At 71.5% G+C, this 18356-nt stretch carries 20 protein-coding genes and 1 tRNA gene; 9 read left to right on the top strand and 12 right to left on the bottom strand.

The annotated features are described in order from the left end of the window. Positions 1-15: 15 nt before the first annotated feature. A tRNA-Leu gene (locus tag HF577_RS15090) sits at positions 16-89 on the top strand. 151 nt (positions 90-240) lie between these two features. Beyond that, positions 241-714: a hypothetical protein gene (locus HF577_RS15085; protein WP_169396481.1), complete on the top strand. Its 474-nt coding sequence runs from the start codon at positions 241-243 to the stop codon at positions 712-714. Here the strand turns inward: HF577_RS15085 and HF577_RS15080 are convergent. The 3 genes from HF577_RS15080 to HF577_RS15070 form a co-directional block, all read right to left on the bottom strand. After that, complete coding sequence (locus HF577_RS15080) at positions 711-1181, bottom strand: VOC family protein (RefSeq protein WP_169396480.1); 471 nt, start codon at positions 1179-1181, stop codon at positions 711-713. The genes HF577_RS15085 and HF577_RS15080 overlap by 4 nt on opposite strands. Positions 1182-1305: 124 nt before the next feature. Then, complete coding sequence (locus HF577_RS15075; protein WP_169396479.1) at positions 1306-2580, bottom strand: HNH endonuclease signature motif containing protein; 1275 nt, start codon at positions 2578-2580, stop codon at positions 1306-1308. Positions 2581-2950: 370 nt separating this feature from the next. Further along, positions 2951-3340, bottom strand: coding sequence for a VOC family protein (locus HF577_RS15070; RefSeq protein WP_246266395.1), 390 nt, complete (start codon positions 3338-3340; stop codon positions 2951-2953). A 90-nt stretch (positions 3341-3430) separates the two neighbouring features. Between HF577_RS15070 and HF577_RS15065 the strand changes: the two genes are divergently transcribed. From HF577_RS15065 to HF577_RS15050, 4 genes are all read left to right on the top strand, one after another. Next, positions 3431-3874: a MarR family winged helix-turn-helix transcriptional regulator gene (locus HF577_RS15065; protein WP_169396478.1), complete on the top strand. Its 444-nt coding sequence runs from the start codon at positions 3431-3433 to the stop codon at positions 3872-3874. Between the two features lie 73 nt (positions 3875-3947). Next, a complete protein-coding gene (locus HF577_RS15060) occupies positions 3948-4439 on the top strand; it encodes a hypothetical protein (protein WP_169396477.1) in 492 nt (163 codons plus the stop codon). A gap of 182 nt (positions 4440-4621) precedes the next feature. Beyond that, complete coding sequence (locus HF577_RS15055) at positions 4622-5929, top strand: cytochrome P450 (protein WP_169396476.1); 1308 nt, start codon at positions 4622-4624, stop codon at positions 5927-5929. A gap of 54 nt (positions 5930-5983) precedes the next feature. Then, positions 5984-6685, top strand: coding sequence for a TetR/AcrR family transcriptional regulator (locus tag HF577_RS15050; protein WP_169396475.1), 702 nt, complete (start codon positions 5984-5986; stop codon positions 6683-6685). Positions 6686-6864: 179 nt separating this feature from the next. Here HF577_RS15050 and HF577_RS15045 read toward each other — a convergent pair whose 3' ends face one another. Beyond that, a complete protein-coding gene (locus HF577_RS15045) occupies positions 6865-7971 on the bottom strand; it encodes an ice-binding family protein (RefSeq protein ID WP_211174306.1) in 1107 nt (368 codons plus the stop codon). Positions 7972-8582: 611 nt separating this feature from the next. Here HF577_RS15045 and HF577_RS15040 point away from each other — a divergent pair. Next, a complete protein-coding gene (locus HF577_RS15040; protein WP_169396474.1) occupies positions 8583-9410 on the top strand; it encodes a putative protein N(5)-glutamine methyltransferase in 828 nt (275 codons plus the stop codon). Positions 9411-9449: 39 nt separating this feature from the next. Here the strand turns inward: HF577_RS15040 and HF577_RS15035 are convergent, their stop codons facing one another. Next, a complete protein-coding gene (locus HF577_RS15035; protein WP_169396473.1) occupies positions 9450-10658 on the bottom strand; it encodes an amidase in 1209 nt (402 codons plus the stop codon). A gap of 98 nt (positions 10659-10756) precedes the next feature. Here HF577_RS15035 and HF577_RS15030 point away from each other — a divergent pair, with 98 nt between their 5' ends. Both HF577_RS15030 and HF577_RS39730 read left to right on the top strand, forming a co-directional pair. Then, a complete protein-coding gene (locus HF577_RS15030) occupies positions 10757-11341 on the top strand; it encodes a TetR/AcrR family transcriptional regulator (RefSeq protein WP_169396472.1) in 585 nt (194 codons plus the stop codon). Continuing rightward, the gene (locus HF577_RS39730; RefSeq protein ID WP_169396471.1) at positions 11338-12609 is read left to right on the top strand and encodes an FAD-dependent oxidoreductase; all 1272 of its coding nucleotides are present in this window, start codon (positions 11338-11340) and stop codon (positions 12607-12609) included. The genes HF577_RS15030 and HF577_RS39730 overlap by 4 nt, the downstream gene beginning before the upstream one ends. Positions 12610-12628: 19 nt before the next feature. On the opposite strand, the gene HF577_RS15020 is transcribed toward HF577_RS39730, so the two are convergent. From HF577_RS15020 to HF577_RS14990, 7 genes are all read right to left on the bottom strand, one after another. Then, positions 12629-13012: a hypothetical protein gene (locus HF577_RS15020; protein WP_169396470.1), complete on the bottom strand. Its 384-nt coding sequence runs from the start codon at positions 13010-13012 to the stop codon at positions 12629-12631. Then, positions 13009-13485, bottom strand: a complete 477-nt coding sequence (locus tag HF577_RS15015) for an OsmC family protein (RefSeq protein WP_169396469.1) — start codon at positions 13483-13485, stop codon at positions 13009-13011. Before HF577_RS15015 ends, HF577_RS15020 begins: the two co-directional genes overlap by 4 nt. A 31-nt stretch (positions 13486-13516) precedes the next feature. After that, the gene (locus HF577_RS15010) at positions 13517-14209 is read right to left on the bottom strand and encodes an alpha/beta fold hydrolase (RefSeq protein ID WP_169396468.1); all 693 of its coding nucleotides are present in this window, start codon (positions 14207-14209) and stop codon (positions 13517-13519) included. A gap of 4 nt (positions 14210-14213) precedes the next feature. After that, positions 14214-14456: a hypothetical protein gene (locus tag HF577_RS15005; protein WP_211174305.1), complete on the bottom strand. Its 243-nt coding sequence runs from the start codon at positions 14454-14456 to the stop codon at positions 14214-14216. Positions 14457-14573: 117 nt separating this feature from the next. Further along, on the bottom strand, positions 14574-15416 hold the full coding sequence (locus HF577_RS15000) for a TIGR03621 family F420-dependent LLM class oxidoreductase (protein WP_169396466.1): 843 nt from the start codon (positions 15414-15416) through the stop codon (positions 14574-14576). A 142-nt stretch (positions 15417-15558) separates the two neighbouring features. Then, a complete protein-coding gene (locus tag HF577_RS14995; protein ID WP_169396465.1) occupies positions 15559-16014 on the bottom strand; it encodes a (2Fe-2S)-binding protein in 456 nt (151 codons plus the stop codon). Positions 16015-16025: 11 nt separating this feature from the next. Then, complete coding sequence (locus tag HF577_RS14990; protein ID WP_169396464.1) at positions 16026-18299, bottom strand: xanthine dehydrogenase family protein molybdopterin-binding subunit; 2274 nt, start codon at positions 18297-18299, stop codon at positions 16026-16028. Between the last annotated feature and the right edge of the window lie 57 nt (positions 18300-18356).

The raw sequence follows: 18356 nt of genomic DNA, 5'->3' as shown, positions 1-18356 counted from the left end.
GTACGCTGGGCGTGCGCCCCCGTAGCCCAACCGGCAGAGGCAGGCCCCTTAAAAGGGTTCCAGTGTGGGTTCGAATCCCACCGGGGGCACCTCGCCTCGACTCGCAGAACCGCCCGCTGACCAGCAGTGACACGGTCAGCGGGCGGTTTTGTGCTCTCACCCGGTCGTGCTCGTTGACTCTCGACCTACCTGAGGTGTGACCCTTGGACAGATCAACACCCGTCCAGACAGGGACCGCAGATGAACGACGACGTGATGGCACGCCTGAACGCTGCTGTCGAGCGAGGGCGCACGGGTGACAGAGCGGCCGCACGGGCAGCGCTCGAGGCGCTCTGGACCGAGATCGGGGAGGACGACGGCGATGCCTTCCACCGCTGCGTGATCGCGCACTTCACAGCGGATGTCCAGGACGACGACCGCAGCGAGCTGCTGTGGGACGAACGGGCGTTGGCTGCCGTTGCCGCGGTGACCGACGAACGCGCACAGAAGTTCGACGAGTCGTTGCAGGTCCGCAGCTTCATGCCGTCGCTCTACCTGAGCATCGCCGACGACCACCGGCGCCTCGGCGACGCGGAGCGGGCCGCCGAATTCCTCGCTCGGGCCCGGTCGGTCAGTGACGTACTCGGCGATGATTCCTACGGCGCGTTGGTCAAGAACGCGATGGAGAACATCGCCGCGGCGCTCACCGCCGGGTCGACGGAACGCCTTTCCTAGCCGTCGGCACTGTGTACGTCCGGGCTCGTGGCGTGCGGAGGGCCTGCCGCCGTCTGCGTCGCGACGTCACGCGTCCAGAACTCCACGACGTGCCCGTCGGGATCCGTGACGTAGGCCGAGCGCTGTCCCGGCGCTGTTGGATCGTCGCCGAAGTAGACCTCGTCGACGTGCACCCCGTGCGAACGGATCTGGGCCACGACCGCGTCGTAGTCACCCTCCGCGACAGTCATCGCGAAGTGAACATGCACGCCACCGCGCGAGCCGGCGATGCCGATCTGCGGCTTCCACAGACCGATGCGGGTCTGACTTCCCGACTGCAACCAGACGGCCTCCCGCCCTCGGAGCGCCTCTCCTTCCCAGCGGCCTACGACCGGCAAGCCGAGTACGCCGGTGTAGAACTGCTCGGACGCCGCAAGATCACGCACTTCCATGACGAGCTCAGTTACACCCGTCGTCGGGACTGGCATCTGCTTCTCCATCACGTCAACCGGACTGTCACAAGGAGAGTCGCCCCTGAAGCCCGGTTGAGGTCAAGAGTGGCGAGTGAGTCGTAGGGTGGGCACAGCCGAGCGCGCCCATCTGTTCGACCTCTTACGCGGCGAGGTGCAGGAGTGGTTTTCGGCGGGGTCTTCGCTGCGGGTCGATCCAGGCGGGTGGGATCAGCTCGGGCAACCCGTCGCGGATGCGGACTTCCCACTCGGAGTGGTGCTGCAGGCGGTGGCACGCCCGGCAGAGCATGACGCAGTTGTGCAGGGCGGTGTCGCCGCCGTCTTGCCAGGCTGTGATGTGGTGGACCTCGCACCACGACGGTGGCCGCCCGCACCCGGCGCAGCCGCGGTCGCGGGCGGCGATGGCGCGGCGCAGCCCGTCGGGGATGGTGCGGGTGACCCGGCCGACGTCGAGGGGCTGGCCCTTCCCGTTGAGCACGACGGGGACGACCCTCGCGTCACAGGCCAGCATCCGCAACGACTCCGGCGACAAGGTGCCACCGAAGTCCAAACACGCGGCGCGGGCCCGGTTCTCCAGGTCCTCCAGCCGGATCAACACATTCAGGTGCGGGCGGCGCCCGCCGCACTCGGGCACGTCACCGTGGTCGAGCACGTAGCCACACACATCCGCGAGGGCTTCGGCCTGGCGTTGAGCGAGGCTGCGCTGCTCATCACCGGTGACGGGTCGGGCGTGGGAGTCGACCACGGTGGCAATGGCATCGAACATCGCCGCGTCATCGAACCGGCCCTTCAGCGTGCCGCCCGCCTTTCCGCGGTGCCGGAGCAGGTGCAGTTCGTTGACCGGCGCGGGTGGACGGTCGTCGGGCTCGGGCCCGTCCTCGTCGAGGGCCTCCACGAGAGCGGTGCCCCAGGTCTGCAGCTCCGACGGCGTATAGACGGCCGCTTTGTGGGCGAGTTGGGCTTCGGCACCCGCCCACACCTCGGGCGTGAGCCGCTCGGCGGCCGGGCTGGCCAACACGCGGGCGATCACCGCGACGTGCCGCAATCCGGTGGCGCCGGCGGCGAACACCTCCGCGGTGGCGGCCAACCGGGCGGGCAGCGCGGTGCCGTCTAGCCCGACCCGCGGGCAGACCTGTTCGGCGGCGACCACCCGCTGCCGGGCCTCGAACCGTTCCCACCCGAGCAGATCCCCCAACGCCGCCGGAGTCGACCTGTAGCCCCGCTCCGCGAACGTCCCCCGCCGCTCCAAAATCGACACGGCGGCAACGACAACCCGGTCCAACCGCCGGCTCGTGCCCTCGCACAAGGTGAGGACCGAGAGCAGGTCGTCGTCGGTAGCGCCGTCGATGGCCGCGGACAGCGCGTCGATCGCCTCGACCAGGAGGCGATGGGTGGTGGTGAGCGGGCTGTCCGACACCCTTCCATCATACTCGAACATATGTTCGAATTAATGTTCGTCGTCGCAGGTCAACAGCCGTTCAGCGCTCGTGGCAGTGGCCTTCCGGACTCGCCGATCGCCCCCGCCGTCCGCCACGCACGTGGATGTGAAGAAGCTCGCCCGGCTCCGCGACGGCAGCGCCGGCCGGTGCACGGCCGCGACAGCGACCGTTCCCGCCAGACCCGCACCGGCCACGGGTCGGGTTCAGCTCCGTCCACGCCGCCATCGACGACGACACCCGCCTGGCCCACGCCGAGATCCACCCCGACGAGAAAACCCACGACGGCCACACCGCGCTCGGCGGCCACCCACTCATCAGCCGGGTCAACAACCCGGCTGGGCATTGCAGCTAGTCCGCGTGGCCGACGATGTTGACCACGATGCCGTGGGGGTCGCGGACGAAGAAGCGCCGCACGCCCCAGGGCTCGTGGGTGAGGGGGTGGACGATCTCGTAGCCGCGGCGTTGGGCGTCGGCGTAGGCGGCGTCGACATCGGCTACCGCGACGCTGAGCGACGACGGCTCCGGCGCGGTGCGGTCGCCGGAGACGAGGCTCACCTGCACTGTGGGGTTCGTCGGTGACCGGAAGCTCGCGACCCAGCCCATGTCGAACTCCTTCCGCAGCCCGAGGAACTCCTCGTAGAACTCGTGGCCGGTGGTGGCGTCGTCGACGTTGAGGTTCGGCACGATGCGGCGGTGGATCATCGACGCGCTCCCAGGGTTGATGGTCGGGAGGACCATCCTGCGCACACCGCGCACCAGGTCAAGCGTTGACGACCGTGCACTGTGGCGCAGTTGTCGGCCGTCGAGGCGCTACGGGAAACTGGATGCGTGACTCGCGAGGACGTCCCGGCACCGCCGACGATCAGCACGTCCATCGTGCTGCTCACGTTGGCGCACCGGATCGAGTCGGAGTTGGCCGCCGCGCTGGCGCCGCTGGGCCTGACGGTGAGCAGGCTGAGCCTGCTCGGGCACATCTCGGGTGTGCCCGGTGCCTCGTTCAGTGATCTGGCCCGGATGTCCGGGGTCGCGGTGCAGAGCGTCCACGCGGCGGTGAAGTCGCTGGTCGGTGCCGGGCTGGTCCGCGACACCACCGCGCGCGCCGGGTCGGCGTCGAACATCGAGCTGACCCCGGAGGGTGTTCGGCTGCTCGGCGAGGCCATGGCAGGGGTGGCACGTGTCGACGCGCTGCTCTTCGGGCCGGACGCCGACCCGATCCAGCAACGGGTCGCCGCCGCCCTGGACGGTGTCTTCGGAGAGCGCGCGCGGCCCTGACCGTCAGCTTCAGCCGCCCTGAAGGTCCTGTTAGGCTTCAGGCACTCTGAAGGTTGAGGGACGGGGTCTGGCTGTGGAAGCTCTGTTGCTGTCGGTGCACGTGCTCGCCGGCATCGTCTTCGTCGGAGGGTCGGCCGTCGCGGCGAGCCTGTTCTCCCGCTACGCGCCGGTCACCGCCGGGGTGGTGGTGGGGCCGGACGCGGCGGGCGTCGACGCCGGGTCGCCGTCCGACGGGGAGGGCGGACGCAGCCGGTCGGTCGCCGTCGCGCTGCACCGCATCACCCGGGTCTATGGGGTCTTCGGCATCGCCGTGCCGGTCGTGGGGATCGCGCTCGCCGTCGTCCAGGGGCGGATGGGGGAGATCTGGATCAACATCGCCATGGTCCTCACCCTGGCTGCCGGCCTGCTGCTCGCCCTGCTGATCGTGCCGGGGCAGCGGGATGCGCTCGCCGAGCCCGACGACGGCAGCCGGCTGCGCAGGCTGAGCATGTTCGCGGGCATCTACAACGTGTTGTGGGCGGTCGTCGTGGTGCTGATGATCGTCCGGCCGGGCGCGTACGTGTGACGCGGCGCTGACCGCCGCCAGACGCCGAGCGTGCACTGGTTCAGAGGCGATCATGAACGGGTGCGCGTTCGGCTGCCTTGATGTGACACGACGTGCATTGATGCGCGTCGTGCACGTTTGTAGGCTGGCGGCGCCCTCCCACCACGGGCGGCCACGCGACGGCGTGCCTGGAAAGGACGTTGATGAGCGCGACCAGCGAACAGACCTCGAACGAGTCCCCGGCGGGGTCGGCGACCGCGATGACCCGGGTCCTGCCCGCGGACATGACCGAACGCGGGAAGTGCCCGTTCGATCCGGCGCCCGGATTGGAGCGGCGCCGGGGAGACGGGGCGGTGCAGCCGTTGACGCTGCTCAACGGCGCCCGTGCCGTCCTGGTGACCGGGTTCGAGGAGGCCCGGGCGGTGCTGGCCGACCCCCGGTTCAGCTCTGACCGGGTACGCCACCGCGACGCCTCCCAGCTGCAGCCGCACGAGGTCGCAGAGATGGCCGCTGCTGCCGAGCGGGGCGAGGCCCCGGCCGGGACCGGGGTGGAGAGCCGTACCGACGGGATGTTCGTGTTCATGGACCCGCCCGAGCACACGCGGCTACGGCGCCTGCTCACCGGCCAGTTCACCGTGCGGCGGATGAAGGCTCTGGAGGCGCGGCTCACCGAGATCGCCGTCGAGCACATCGAGGCCATGCAGGCGAGGGGCACCGAGGCCGATCTGGTGGCCGCCTACGCGCTGCCGATCCCCTCGCTGATGATCTGCGAGCTGCTCGGCGTCGACTACGCCGACCGCGAGGAGTTCCAGGCGAACACGGCCATCGCGTTGAACATCAACTCCGGGGACGAGGAGCGGGCGCGCGCCGGGGCGGCGCTCTACGGGTTCATCCAGCGCCTGGTGAACGAGAAGCGGGAGAACCCGACCGACGACCTGCTCTCCGGCCTCGTCCACGACTCCGACCCGCCGCTCACCGACGCTCAGCTGGTCGACATGGCACTGGTGCTGCTCGGGGCCGGCCACGAGACCACCGCGAACATGCTCGGTCTCGGCACGCTCGCACTGCTGGAGAACCCCGACCAGCTCGCCGCGCTGCGCGCCGACCCCACGCTGATCGACAACACGGTCGAGGAGCTGCTGCGCTACCTGAGCATCGTCCAGCTCGGGGTCACCCGGGTGGCGATCAAGGACGTCACCGTCGGCGGGGTCGACATCCCCGCCGGGACGACCGTGGTGATCGCGATGCCCGAAAGCAACCGCGATCCACGGCAGTTCCGCGATGCGGACCGGCTCGACGTGCACCGGCACCGCACCCCGCACCTGGCCTTCGGTCACGGCGTTCACCAGTGCCTGGGCCAGCAGCTGGCCCGCATCGAGATGCGCATCGGGTTCAGCGAGCTGCTCACCCGCCTGCCGAACCTGCGGCTGGCCGTCCCCGCCGAGGAGGTCCCGCTGCGCAACGACATGCAGATCTTCGGCGTCCACGCGCTGCCGGTGACCTGGGCCTGAGCCGGGCGGCGATACTCGGGTTGCACCGCATCCGGCGACCACGAGGGGGACAGGATGGCTGGTTCCGTGCCGCCGGGCACGCAGTCCCGTGCCGGCGAGACTGCGGCGGTGGTGGGGCGTCGTGAACGGAAGAAGCTCGCCACTCGGGCCGCCGTTCGCGACGCGGCGCTGCGGCTGTCCGTACGGCACGGCGTCGAGAACGTCACCGTCGAACAGATCGCGGCGGAAGCCGACATCGCGCTGCGAACCTTCTTCAACCACTTCCCCAGCAAGGAAGACGCGGTGGTGGCCGCATCGGCGGCCGGCGCCGACGCGGTCATCGTGGCCTTCCGGGCCCGGCCGCGAACGGAGTCGGTGCTCCAGGCGATCCGCGAAGCGGTGCTCGTCGTCATGGACCAGAGCGACGCGGCCGGTCGCGACCACATCGAGGCACTGCGGCTGGTTCGCAAGGCGCCCTCCCTGGTCCCGCACCAGCTCGCCATCCTCGCCGTGGCCGAGAAGGCACTCGCCGAGGCGATCGCCGAGCGCCTCGACCCCCACGGGGACCCGGCCGGGACAGCCGTTCCACCCGCCGGGCCGATCTACCCGGCTCTCTGCGCGGCAGCAGCGTTCGCGGCTCTGCGTCTCGTCGTCGACCGGTGGCTCGACCGGGCCACCGGGCCCGACGACACCCCGCCGCTCGACGCCTTGCGCGCGGAGATCGACCAGGCGATCACCGAGCTGGCAGCCGGCCTGGACCGGCCCGGCGCCTCCTGAGCGGAGGAACCACCCACAACGAGCGCCACCCCCGGCGGAACCCGGAACCGGGATCCGACGGGGGTGGCGTGTGAGGCGGTGACGAATCAGGCCTCGTGACGTCCCGTGCGCTGTGTCAACGTGCGACGCGCGCGATGGATGTGGCTGCTCCGCCGGGGGTGGCCGGAGCAGCCCCGCCACTAGTGGGACTCGTGGGAGTCCTTCTTGTCCTTGTCCTTGTCGTGGTCCTTGTACTCGGCGTTGTCGTAGGACTTGTGGGAGTCCTTGTCGTGTCCGTTCTGGTTGCCGTCCTTGTCCTTGTCCTTCTGGCCCTCGTCGCGGCCGCGTTCATCGCCGCGGTCTCCGCGGTCGCCTCGGTCTCCGCGGTCTCCGCGGTCGTCGCGGTCACCGGGGAAGCCGGGGAAGCCCGGGAAGCCGGGGAAGTTCGGGAAGTTCGGCCGGTCGTCGCCAATTCCCGGAATCGTGATTCCCGGAATGGTGATCGGACCGATGACGATCGGCGGAATGACGATCGGGGGGATGACGACCGGCGGGATCGGGGGCGTCACCGTCGGGCTGGTGGTGGGCGGCGCGGTGGTGGTGGTCGTCGGCGGGACGACGTCGCAGTCCGGCCGGGTGATCGTGTTGGTGTCCAGGGTTACCGCACCGTTGCGGGCCAGCAGCCGTCCCTGCACGTCGGCACCGGTCTGGGCGGTGATCGAGGTCAGCGCCAGGATGGTTCCGACGAAGTCCGAGCCGGTGCCCAGGGTGGCCGAGCTACCCACCTGCCAGAACACGTTGCAGGGGTCCGCTCCGTTGATCAGCGAGACGTCACTGGCCGACGCGGTGATCAGCGTGGAGGCCGCCTGGAAGATGAAGACCGCGTTCGGGTCGCCCTGCGCGTCCAGGGTGAGCGTGCCGGTGATCTGCAAGGTTCCGCCGCCGTACACGCCCGGCGCCAGGGTCAGACCGCCGAGCTCGGGGCCGACCGCGGTGACAGGGGAGCGCCCGGCGGCGTCGTTGTAGGCCGTGGTCAGGTCGTCCTGAGCCTGTGCCGCGACGGCGTCCGCCGCGTGGAAGACCCCGTTGACCACGATTCCCGGCGGGAAGCCGACGATCGCCGATCCCGGGCTGACGCCCACGTCACCGGAGATGACCGAGGGGCCGGTGTTGGTCACCGTCGAGCCCGCGAGCACGGCGAAGGACGTGGCCGTACCCAACCCGACCGGCGCCTGGGCCGACTGCGCCGATGCCGGCGACATCCCCGCGACACCCACCATGAGCACCATGACTGCGGCAGTTCCCACCGCCAGGACGGCTCCCAGCGAGGCACGCAGCCTGTTTGGGTGAGCCGAATGTTTTGCCGATGTCACGAAGTTTCTCCCTACCGGTGAACGTCCCGAAGGCCGGCACCCGAATGAATTCGGGGCCGTCGGAAACGGATCTGACTCCTCAGCGACTTAACGAACGTCGCTCGATGCGGCAACGGCAGGAGAAGACAGTTACACTTCTTTCACACCTGTGTTCAGGAATACCCATTCGGGTGCAGAAAATGCTGGATCGGCAAGCACGGTGTGTGACGAGAATCCGGGTGAGAGCGGTCCGGGTTCGCCCGCTCGCGCCGCACCGCCACTCGTAGCGCCCAGCGCGGCTGTCGCAGGAGCGATGACGGCACGGCAGACGGGTGGCCGGGCCCCCCGATCGGCCGTGCGGGCCGCTCGGGGACGGAAAGACTTCGCCCTCGTGGATGAGGATCCCCGCCGGTGGTTAGGGTGGACGCTGCAACGAGAACGTGCGCAGTTCGAGGAGGTGGGACCGATCACTGCTGGTTCAGGCCGGGTGCTCCCCCTCCACGGCCGCGCGGTCGACCTGACGTAGGTCACCGAGGGAGCGCCCACGGGCATCTCGAAAGGCTCCTATGTCGGCACCACCGTCAGCTTCTTCCTCCTCCGTGCCTCTCCCGGAACCCGAGTCCGCCACGGTCAGCACGCTGCGCGCCGCAGGCTGCGTCTACGCCGAGGACGAGGCACGCCTGCTCCGCTCCGCGGCCCGGACCCCGGCCGACCTCGTCGCGATGGTCGACCGGCGGGTCGCCGGCGTGCCCCTCGAACAGGTCCTCGGCTGGGCGGAGTTCTGCGGTCTGCGGATAGCCGTGGATCCCGGGGTCTTCGTGCCCCGCCGCCGCACCGAGTTCCTCGTCCAGCAGGCCGCCGCGCTCGGACGGGTCGCCGGGTCCGGCGCCACGGTCGTCGTCGACCTCTGCTGCGGATCCGGTGCCGTGGGCGTCGCGCTGGCCGCGGCCCTGGAGCGGGTCGAGGTGCACGCCGTCGACATCGACCCTGCCGAGGTGCGGTGCGCCCGGCGCAACCTCGCTGACGCCGGTGGTCACGTCTACGAGGGCGATCTCTACGAGCCGCTGCCCACCGTGCTGCGCGGCCGGGTGGACGTCCTGGTGGCGATCACGCCCTACGTGCCCAGCGAGGCGATCAGGTTGATGCCGCCGGAGGCTCGGCTCCACGAGCCGCGGGTGGCGCTCGACGGCGGTGCGGACGGGCTCGACATCCTGCGGCGGGTGGCCGCCGCGGCGCCGCTGTGGCTGAGGCCGGGTGGCCACCTGCTGACCGAGACGAGCGAGCGCCAGGCGCCGCAGGCCGCGGCCGCACTGGCGGAGCAAGGGCTGATTGCGCGGGTGGTCGCCTCCGAGGACCTGGGCGCCACCGTCGTGATCGGGACTCGACCCGGCTAGGCCGGCACGCCGGACGCCGTCAGACGCCGGCGGCCACTGTCACGCGGCGAGCCGTTCATAGTTCGGGGCGAAGCCCAGTAGCTCCTCCACCGACAGGGCGAGGCGCAGCAGCCGCCCGTCGGTGCCGCGCCGGCCGACGAGTTGGACGCCGAGGGGCAGGCCGTGTTCGCCCAGCGTCGCGGGCAGGCAGACCGCCGGTGTGCCGGCCAGGCTCCACCTGGTGCAGAAGCGGGGGTCGCCGTTGTCACCGGTCGGTGGGGCGGCACCGGCCGCCGGAACGGTGAGCGCCGCGTCGACGGTGGCGAGCGTGCCGTCCAACTCGGCGAGGAGGTCGGTGCGCCGGGCGAGCGCGTCGCCGTAGGTATCGGCGCTGATGGTGCAGGCGTGCTCGAGAAGTTCGCGGACCTTCGCACCGAGCAGGTCGGTGCGCTCGATCCCCAGCCGCCCGATGCCGGCCGCGCCCTCGAACTCCGAGATGGTCCGGTGCAGCGAGAGGCCTTCCTCGCCGCAGAGCGGGGTGGTCAGCTCATCCACCTTCGCGCCCGCCTCCGCCAGCAGCCGCGCCGTGCGCTCCAGCGCGGCGCGCATCTCGTCGGTGGTCATCGACCAGTCCTGCGTGCGGACCACCGCGATCCGCAGGCCCGCGAGGTCGAGCGGCCCGGTGCCGCCGTGGAAACCCAGGCGACCCGCGGCCATCACGTCGGCGGCGGTGCCGGCCAGCGAGACCGTGCGGGCGAACGTCCCCACCGTGTCGAAGCTCGGCGCGAACAACCACAGTCCGTCGGTGGGGATCGAGCCGTACGTGGGCTTGAAGCCGACCACCCCGCAGTAGGAGGCGGGCCGCACCACCGAGCCGTTGGTCTGCGTCCCGATCGCCAGCGGCATCACGCCTGCGCCCACCGCGGCGGCTGATCCCGTGGAGGAGCCGCCCGCGCTGAAGGCGGGATGCCACGGGTTGCGGGTGGCGCTCGCGCCGAAGTAGGCGAACTCGCTGGTCACGGTCTTGCCGACGACCACGGCGCGCCACTGCTGGAGCGCGGTGACCGCAGCGGCGGTGCGCTCAGCCAACCGCGTGGGCAGGGCCGCGGTGCCGAGCGCGGTCGGCAGGCCGGCGACGTCGAACAGGTCCTTGACGCCCAGGGGGAGGGCGTCCGGCCGGTCGTCCGACGCGCCCGGCGACGTGCCGACGCAGGTGAACGCCCGCAGGCTCCGGTCCAGCTCGGACACGCGGTCGAGTCGGTCGGTCATCGTTCTCCGCATCCCAATCCGGACGGTGCGAGCGCCCCTTGCCACGACTGTATCCGCGCGGCGTGCGGATCGGCCGTCCGTGCCGTACAGTCAACCAAGTGGTTGGTGGAGTACAAGGGGAGCGACGCGACCAGCTGGTCGCCGCGGCGTTCCGGCGTGTTGCCGAGATGGGGTTCGAGGGGCTGCGGCTGCGGCAGGTCGCCGAGGACGTCGGTATCGACCACTCGACGCTGCACCACCACTTCGCCACCAAGCAGGACCTGGTCGGGGCGGTCGCCGAGTACACGACGAGGCACTTCTGGGCGGCGGCGCCGCAGAGCGCCGAGCCGGCCGCCGCGCTGCGCGAGCACCTGGCGGCGCTCCGCCGGATGATCGAGGACCGGCCCGACCTCCTCGTCGTCACGGCCGAGCTCGACCTGAGGGGGCGCCGCGATCCGGCGGTGGCCGCGGCGATGGAGCACCACGAGGCCGGGTGGCGCGAGGTGCTGACGGGAGTGCTGGCCGCCGGCGCCGCGCAAGGGGTGTGGGCGAGGCCCGTCGAACCGGTGGTCGCCACCGAGCTCGTGATCGCGACGGTCAAGGGTGTCCGGCTCACCCCCCGGGTCGCGGCACAGGCGTTCGAACAGCTCGAGGCCCTGCTGATCGGCGGGGCATCCGGGAACGCGGAGGGGGAGCGGCAGTGAGCGCACCAGGACGGGTGATCATCATCGGCGGCGGCATAGGCGGTCTGTGCCTCGCCCAAGGCCTGCGCCGGGCGGGCATCGACGTCGCGGTCCACGAGCGCGACCAGGCCGTCGGCAGCCGGTGGGAGGGGTACCGGATCCACGTCAACCCGGTGGGGGCGCGAGCGCTGCACGCCTGCCTGCCCGATGCCCGTTGGCAGGAGTTCCTGGCCACCACCGGGCCGGGCGGCGACTTCGGTTTCCTGACCGAACAGATGGACGAGCTCGTCGTCGTCGAGGAGTCGGTCATGTACCCCGACGGCGCGGACCCGGCGGAGAACCACTACGCCGCCGACCGGGCCACGCTGCGCCGGCTCCTGCTGACGGGCCTGGAGGACGTCGTGCAGTTCGGTGCCGAGTTCGTCGGCTACGAGCAGCGTCCGGACGGCACGGTCGAGGCGTCGTTCGCCGACGGTCGCACCGCGGTCGGGGACGTGCTGGTCGGAGCGGACGGGGCCTCGTCGCGCGTCCGCCGGCAGTACCTGCCCCACATCCGCACGGTCGATGCCGGCGCGGTCGGGGTGGCACACAAGATCTGGCTCACCGACGAGGTGCGCGCCGCACTGCCGTCACGGCTCGGCACGGGCATGAACATCGTCAACGTGAACGCGCCCTGCTTCCTGTTCACCTCGGTCTTCGAGCCGCCGGACAGCTCCTCCGCGCCGTACCTGCTCTGTGCTCTCGTGACCCGTCCCGACCTGCTCCCGCCCGACGTCAGCGAGCTCGACAGCGATGCGCTGCGGGCCGTGGTCGACGTGCTCGTCGCGGGCTGGCATCCGCAGCTGCGCCGCGCGCTGGCCGCGTCGGACCACGGCAGCCGCAGCGCCATCGCCTTCCGCGCCGCGGAGCCCGGGGAGCCGTGGCCGACCACACCGGTGACGGTCATGGGCGACGCGATCCACCTCATGCCGCCCGTCGGGGGGCTCGGCGGCAACACCGCGCTGCGCGACGCGCACCTGCTCAGCCGCCTGCTGGGCGCGGTCGCCCGCGGTGAGCGCGACACCGTCTCGGCGATCGGTGAGTACGAGTCCGAGATGCGGGAGTACGGCACCGCGACCGTCCGCTACGTGCTGGCGCAGACGGAGCAGGCCCTGTCCCGGGGCGTGCTGGCGACGGCAGGGGCCCGCGGCTGGTTCCGGCTGTGTGCCGCGGTGCCCGCGCTGCGCCGCCGCACCCTCGGGAGCGGGTTCGCGGGCCCGGCCGCGGCCCGTGCCTGGGAACGGGTGTGAGTGCGGGCCGAGCCGGACGTCAGCGCCCGCCGGTCGGGAGGCGCCGCGCCAGCGCGGCGATGACCGCGACGCCCGCTGCCAGTGGCACGGCGAGGAAGAGGGCGCCGACCGGCCACAGGTTCGCGCCGACGACCTCGGCGGCCGCGCTGTAGACGCAGAACAGCACCACCGCCGGCGCGGCGACGCTCACCAGCGCCACCCGCACCCCCCGCAGGTATCCGGCGGCTCCCGACAGGACGGCCAGCCCGGCGCCTGCCGTCGCCCAGTGGCTCACGCGCACCGGCGATGCGAGGGTGTTCGGGTCGCGGGTGGGCACCACGCTCCAGTCGGCGGGGAACACCGCCCACCACAGGACGGCTGTGGCCAGGGCGAACAGCGCCGTGACACCCGCGGCCCGGATCATCCGGCAGCCACGAACTCGATCTCGGGCTCCACGCGCACGGGGGTGGCGAGGCTGTTGGCGATGAAGCACTCGCGGTGCGCCACCTCCACGAGGTGACGCACGCGCTCCTCGCTCGGACCGGCGGCGAGCACGATCCGGGGTCGCAGCACGATCTCCGCGAGCCGGATCGGGCGCTGCGCCTCCGGCATCGTGGCCGTCGCGTCGTCGCGGTAGTCGCGCACGTCCAGGCGAGCCCTCGCGGCGACGGCCAGGAACGACAGCAGCTGGCAGGACGCGGCGGCGAGCACCACGAGCTGCTCGGGGTTGAGCAGGGCCGGGTCTCCACGGAACGCCGGGTCGGACGACAGCGCCAGCTCCGCCCCGGCGGGTGGGGCCGAGCCGGTGTGAGCCCGTCCGTAGTGGTCGTAGCCCGCGGCGGTGGAGCCGGACCACGAGCAGAGGGCGCGGTACCGGTGGACGGGCGGCTCATCCATGATCAGACCCCATGATCAGAATCTAGCCCGCTCAGGCGAGCGCGCCGAGCAGTGCGGTGAGCTCGGCGGGCCGGTTCTCCGGGACCATGTGGTTCGTCGCGATCTCGTGGTAGCGCCAGGCCGGGCTCTCCCGCGCGTGGCGGGCCGGTATCTCGAAGGGGCCGCCCGGGTCGGCGGTCGCCCGGATGTACGTGCGGCCGAAGGGCTGCTCCTCCAGCGGCACCGGGAGCCGGACCGGCTCGGTGAACGTCCCGACCGGCTGCGCCGTGCGGCGCAGGTTCGACCACGCCCCCGTCGCCGGGTCATCGAACTCCCGCGGCTCGGCCGGGACGAGCCACGGCGCTCCGATCTGCGCCACCGGTCCCGCGGGGGGCTGCCCACTCAGCGAGGCGATGCTGTCGCCGTCTGCGGGCACGAACGCGTCGAGGTAGACGAGTTCGCGGACACGGTCGCCGATGTGCTCCAGCGCGCCGGTGACGACCATGCCCCCGTAGGAGTAGCCGAGGAGCACGACGTCGTCGAGGTCCTCGTAGCGCACCACGTTGACGACGTCGAGCACGTGCAGCGACAGGTCGACGTGCGGGCCGGTCAGGTGTGAGCGTTCGCCGATGCCGGTGAGGGCGGAGGTGAACACCTCGTGGCCGTCGGCCTGGAGCAGCCGCCGTACGAGCCGGAACCCGTAGGAGCCGCCCCAGGCGCCGTGTACCAGGACGTAGCAGGCCACCTGGTCAGCGCGTGGGAAGGCCGGCGTCGCGGCTGCCGGTGCGGTCGGCGGTGGGCCGGGGAGCGAGCGGCCCGCGCGAGCGGCGCCCCAGGAAGTCGCGGCCCTTCTTCAGCATCCGGCTCGCAGAGGTCGGTCCCCGCCGAGCCTCGATGAGATCGCCGATGCGTCCGAGCAGCCAGCCCACGAGCGGTGCCGCGACCGCCAGGATGAGCCACATCCGCAGCCGCGCCGAGAAGAACGCCCACATCGGGCTCACCTCCATCGAGCCGGTCGGTCCGGCCCGGCGGCGGGGAGCCTATGCGGGTGTGACCCTTCCCGCACGATCAAGCGCCACCGTCACCGGGCCCCGGACCGGACCGGACCGTCAGCGCAGGTGCTTGATGACCTCGGCGAACGCGGCCATGTGCGGCTCCAGGACGCTGATGTAGCTGAGTCCGAACTCCTCGCGGTAGCGCCGCAGCCGGTCCGCGACCTCGGCTGGCGAGCCGATCAGGACGCCGGGAAGCTGGGTGATCTGGTCCTCGGGGAGACCGCTGGCCTGGCGGACGATCTCGATGTCGACCTTCTCGGTGCTCTCGCCCAGCGCTGCGATGAACAGGTTCAGCTCGATGTCGTCGAAACGGTCGCCGGCGGCGTCGCGCAGCACCTGAATGCGGCGGGCGAGCGCCTCCTGCGGGGCGACACCCGGGGTCACCCCGGCCATGATGGAGAAGCTGAAGATGTCGGCCTCGCGGCCGGCGAGACGCAGCATGCGCTCGCCCGCGCCCCCCAGCATGATCGGCGGCTGGGGGTGGTCGGCCTCCGCCGCCAGCAGCGCACGCGTCTCCGTCAGGGTCGTCTCCAGCTTGCGCAGTCGCTCACCCGCGGTGCCGAAGGGCACGCCCGCTGCCTCGAACTCGGTCGGGACGTAGCCGGTGCCCAACCCCAGTTCGAGGCGGCCGTCGGTGAGGCGGTGCACGTCGGCGACGTCCCGGGCCAGGTATGCGGGGCTGAGAATGCCGGCGTTGAGCACGAACGTGCCCAGCCGGATGCTCGTCACGTCGGCCGCGGCCACCAGCGCCGGGAACGGCGCGGTCAGACCCAGGTGGTCGGCCACCTGAAGCACGTCGTACCCCAGGTCCTCCACCTCCTGCACACGAGCGCGCCAGCCCGATCGGGAGCCGACGGTGAGCAGGGTGACGCCGAAGCGGAACGGGTGGTTGGTCATAACTGCCTTTCGTGCTGATCAACGGGTGAGCCGCCGAGGCGTCCCGAATGGAGTACGTACGCCAGCACTGCCGGGTTCACGATCTTCGTGTCGACCGGAACGGGTTCGACCCTCCGGACCCTGTCCGCCGTTCGGAACGCGATCACATCTTGGCCGCGGCGCTCTTGATCGCCTCGCGGATGCGGAAGTAGGTGCCGCAGCGGCAGACGTTCTCGATCTCGTCGATCTCCGCGTCCGTCGGGTCGGCGGTCCTGTTGAGCAGGGCGACGGCGGCCATGATCTGGCCCGGCTGGCAGTAGCCGCACTGGGCGACGTCCTGCTCCAGCCAGGCCTCCTGCACGGGGTGCAACTCGTCGCCGTCGGCGAGGCCCTCGATCGTGGTGACGTCGCGGCCCTCCACCTCCGACACCGGCGTGACGCAGGGGTTGAACGCCTCGCCGTCCAGGTGGCTGGTGCAGGCCTTGCAGACGTCGATCCCGCAGCCGTACTTCGGACCGGTGACTCCCAGCTTGTCGCGCAGTGCCCAGAGGGTGGGCAGGTCGGCCGGGGCGTCGACGGTGACCGAACGGCCGTTGACCCTGAAGCTGTAGCTCGGCATGGCGGTGCCTCCTAGCGGGGGAAAGGCTCGAAGTCGACCGGGAAGTTGATCGGGAAGCTGCGCGGGGCGATGCCGGTGGCGCGGGCGTAGGCGTTGGCGATCGCGCCGGCCGCGGCGGGTACACCCAGCTCGCCGGCCCCGCCCGGCTCCGACTCTCCCGGCAGGATGAAGATCTGCACGTCGGCGGGGGAGTCCGCCTGGCGCGCGTAGTGGAACTGCGAGTAGCTCCCCTCCAGCGGCAGCCCCTTGTCGATGTGCAGGCCGGCCCGCAGCGTCACCGAGATCGCGTCGGTGAGACCGCCGAGCAGCTGCGCCTTCAGCCCTCGGGGATTGATCGGCAGCCCGTAGTCACCCGCGATCACGGCCTTCGTCACGCGCGGTGCGCGCGGATCACGGCCGTCGACCTCCACCAGGCAGGCGGTACGGGACCGGTACTCCTCGTGGAACGCGATGCCCTGGGCGAAACCGTCGTCCATCGAGCGGCCCCAGTCGCCCTCCTCGGCGACCTTGTCGAGCACAACACGCTGCGCGTCGATCTTGAGGAAGGCGCGGCGGAACTCGTAGGGGTCCTTGCCTAGCTTCGCCGCGACCGCGTCCACGACGATCTCCTCGCACCCCCGCGAGCTCACCGAGTAGACCGAGCGCCATGCGCCGGTGTGCATGTTGATCGGTGCCTCGGTGAGCACCTGCTCCACGGCGCCGAAGTTGTAGGGGCTCTTCACGGTGAGTGTGAAGACGCTCTGCGCGAAGCCGAGGTTGCCGCCCGGCAGCTCCGCGGCGGTCGCGGTGAGGATCTCGCCGAGGCCGTGCGTCCAGTCGGTCTCGACGAACGCGGCGTGGTGCTCGAGCCGCAGCACCGTGTCGGGCCCGAGAGTGGCCCTGAAGCGGTGGTGCGCAGGCGGTCTGGCCCGGCCGTGACGCATGTCGTCGGTGCGCGACCACATCAGTTTGACCACCCGGCCTGTCGCATGGGAGATCCGCGCCGCCTCCAGCGGGCCGTCCCAGAAGAGCCTGCGCCCGAACGAGCCGCCCGCCTGCACCACGTGGCAGACGACCTTGCCCGGCGGCAGGCCCAGCTCCTTCGCGATCTGCTGCTGGGCCACGATCGGTGACTTCATACCGCCCCAGATCTCGGCCTTCCCGCCGCGGACGTCGGCCACCGCCGAGTTGGTCTCCATGGGCGCGTGGCTGATGGGGGCCCAGTCGAACTCGAAGTCCAGCTGGTCCGGCAGGGAGATCGGGGGGACCAGCGGAACGGTGGCCCGGCGCAGCTCGTCGCGGATCGCCGCGTCGGACAGGTCGTCGACGGTGCCGGGACCCCAGCTGACGTCCAGCGCGGTCACCGCGTCGAGTGCCTGGCCGAACGTCTCGGCGAGGACGGCGACCCCGGTCTCGATCACTGCGATGTCGAGGACGCCCGGCATGGCCCGGACGTCGTCCTCGTTGTGCACCTGCTCGACCGTGCCGTTGATCGTCGGGGGGCGGCGGACCATGGTGGGCGTGGCACCCGGGATGTCCAGGTCGAGCGTGTAGGTGAAGGCGCCGGTCACCATGGCGCGGGCGTCGACCCGCGGCTGCGGCGTGCCCACGAGCGTGAACTCCGACGGAGACTTCGGCCGGGCCACCAGCTCGTCGATCGGCAGGCTCGCCGCGAGGCGGGTGAGCTCGCCGTAGCCGGCGCTGCGTCCGTCGGCGGCGAGGACGCGGCCGCCTTCCGTGCGCAGGCCCACGGCCGCAACGCCCCAGCGGTCGGCCGCGGCTCCACACAACCGGGCCCGGGCCGCCGCTGCTGCCGCGCGTACTGGCCCGTAGACCGACCGGATCGAGTTCGACCCGCCCGTGAGCTGGTTCATCAGCAGCTCCGGCCGCGCCGGCGCCAGTGGCATGTCGACCCGGTCGAGCGGGAGGTCGAGCTCCTCCGCGACCAGCATCGCGACCGCCGTCGTCAGGCCCTGGCCCACCTCCATGCGGGGCAGCTCGGCCCGGACCCGGCCGTCCTCGGTGACCTCCACCGTGAACAGCAGCGCATCGGTCGGCCTTCCCGCCAGGATCAGGACGTCGCCGAGATCCTGCAGGTCGGCAGGCTGGGGCAGGCTGGGCGTCGGCACGGCGGACGCCGACCCGGGGGCGAGGGTGTCGACGCCGAGCTTCGCGGCAACCGTCAACGTCGAACCCGCCACCAGATAGGTGAGGAACCTGCGTCGGTCGACGACCGGGTGGCGGAGCCCGGGGTGGACCGTGCGGTGGCGTCCGCGTGTCGGCTCGTCGGTGGGGTGTTGTGCCATCCGGGCTCCTCATGAGGGCACGACGGCGTGCCCCTCATCGCGGGGGTGGGGGTAGCG

This window comes from Pseudonocardia xinjiangensis, assembly GCF_012911925.1.
Lineage (GTDB): Bacteria > Actinomycetota > Actinomycetes > Mycobacteriales > Pseudonocardiaceae > Pseudonocardia > Pseudonocardia xinjiangensis.
Note: the sequence above shows the minus strand (reverse complement) of the source record. Positions and strands in the feature narration are given on the sequence as shown.

Coding starts and splice junctions, on each gene's coding strand:
- HF577_RS15085 (WP_169396481.1), top strand. CDS start 241: ATGAACGACGACGTGATGGCACGCCTGAACGCTGCTGTCGAGCGAGGG.
- HF577_RS14995 (WP_169396465.1), bottom strand. CDS start 16,014: ATGCCGAGCTACAGCTTCAGGGTCAACGGCCGTTCGGTCACCGTCGAC.
- HF577_RS15070 (WP_246266395.1), bottom strand. CDS start 3,340: ATGGTCCTCCCGACCATCAACCCTGGGAGCGCGTCGATGATCCACCGC.
- HF577_RS15055 (WP_169396476.1), top strand. CDS start 4,622: ATGAGCGCGACCAGCGAACAGACCTCGAACGAGTCCCCGGCGGGGTCG.
- HF577_RS14990 (WP_169396464.1), bottom strand. CDS start 18,299: ATGGCACAACACCCCACCGACGAGCCGACACGCGGACGCCACCGCACG.
- HF577_RS15080 (WP_169396480.1), bottom strand. CDS start 1,181: ATGCCAGTCCCGACGACGGGTGTAACTGAGCTCGTCATGGAAGTGCGT.
- HF577_RS15050 (WP_169396475.1), top strand. CDS start 5,984: ATGGCTGGTTCCGTGCCGCCGGGCACGCAGTCCCGTGCCGGCGAGACT.
- HF577_RS15035 (WP_169396473.1), bottom strand. CDS start 10,658: ATGACCGACCGACTCGACCGCGTGTCCGAGCTGGACCGGAGCCTGCGG.
- HF577_RS15020 (WP_169396470.1), bottom strand. CDS start 13,012: ATGATCCGGGCCGCGGGTGTCACGGCGCTGTTCGCCCTGGCCACAGCC.
- HF577_RS15015 (WP_169396469.1), bottom strand. CDS start 13,485: ATGGATGAGCCGCCCGTCCACCGGTACCGCGCCCTCTGCTCGTGGTCC.
- HF577_RS15000 (WP_169396466.1), bottom strand. CDS start 15,416: ATGACCAACCACCCGTTCCGCTTCGGCGTCACCCTGCTCACCGTCGGC.
- HF577_RS15005 (WP_211174305.1), bottom strand. CDS start 14,456: ATGTGGGCGTTCTTCTCGGCGCGGCTGCGGATGTGGCTCATCCTGGCG.
- HF577_RS15040 (WP_169396474.1), top strand. CDS start 8,583: ATGTCGGCACCACCGTCAGCTTCTTCCTCCTCCGTGCCTCTCCCGGAA.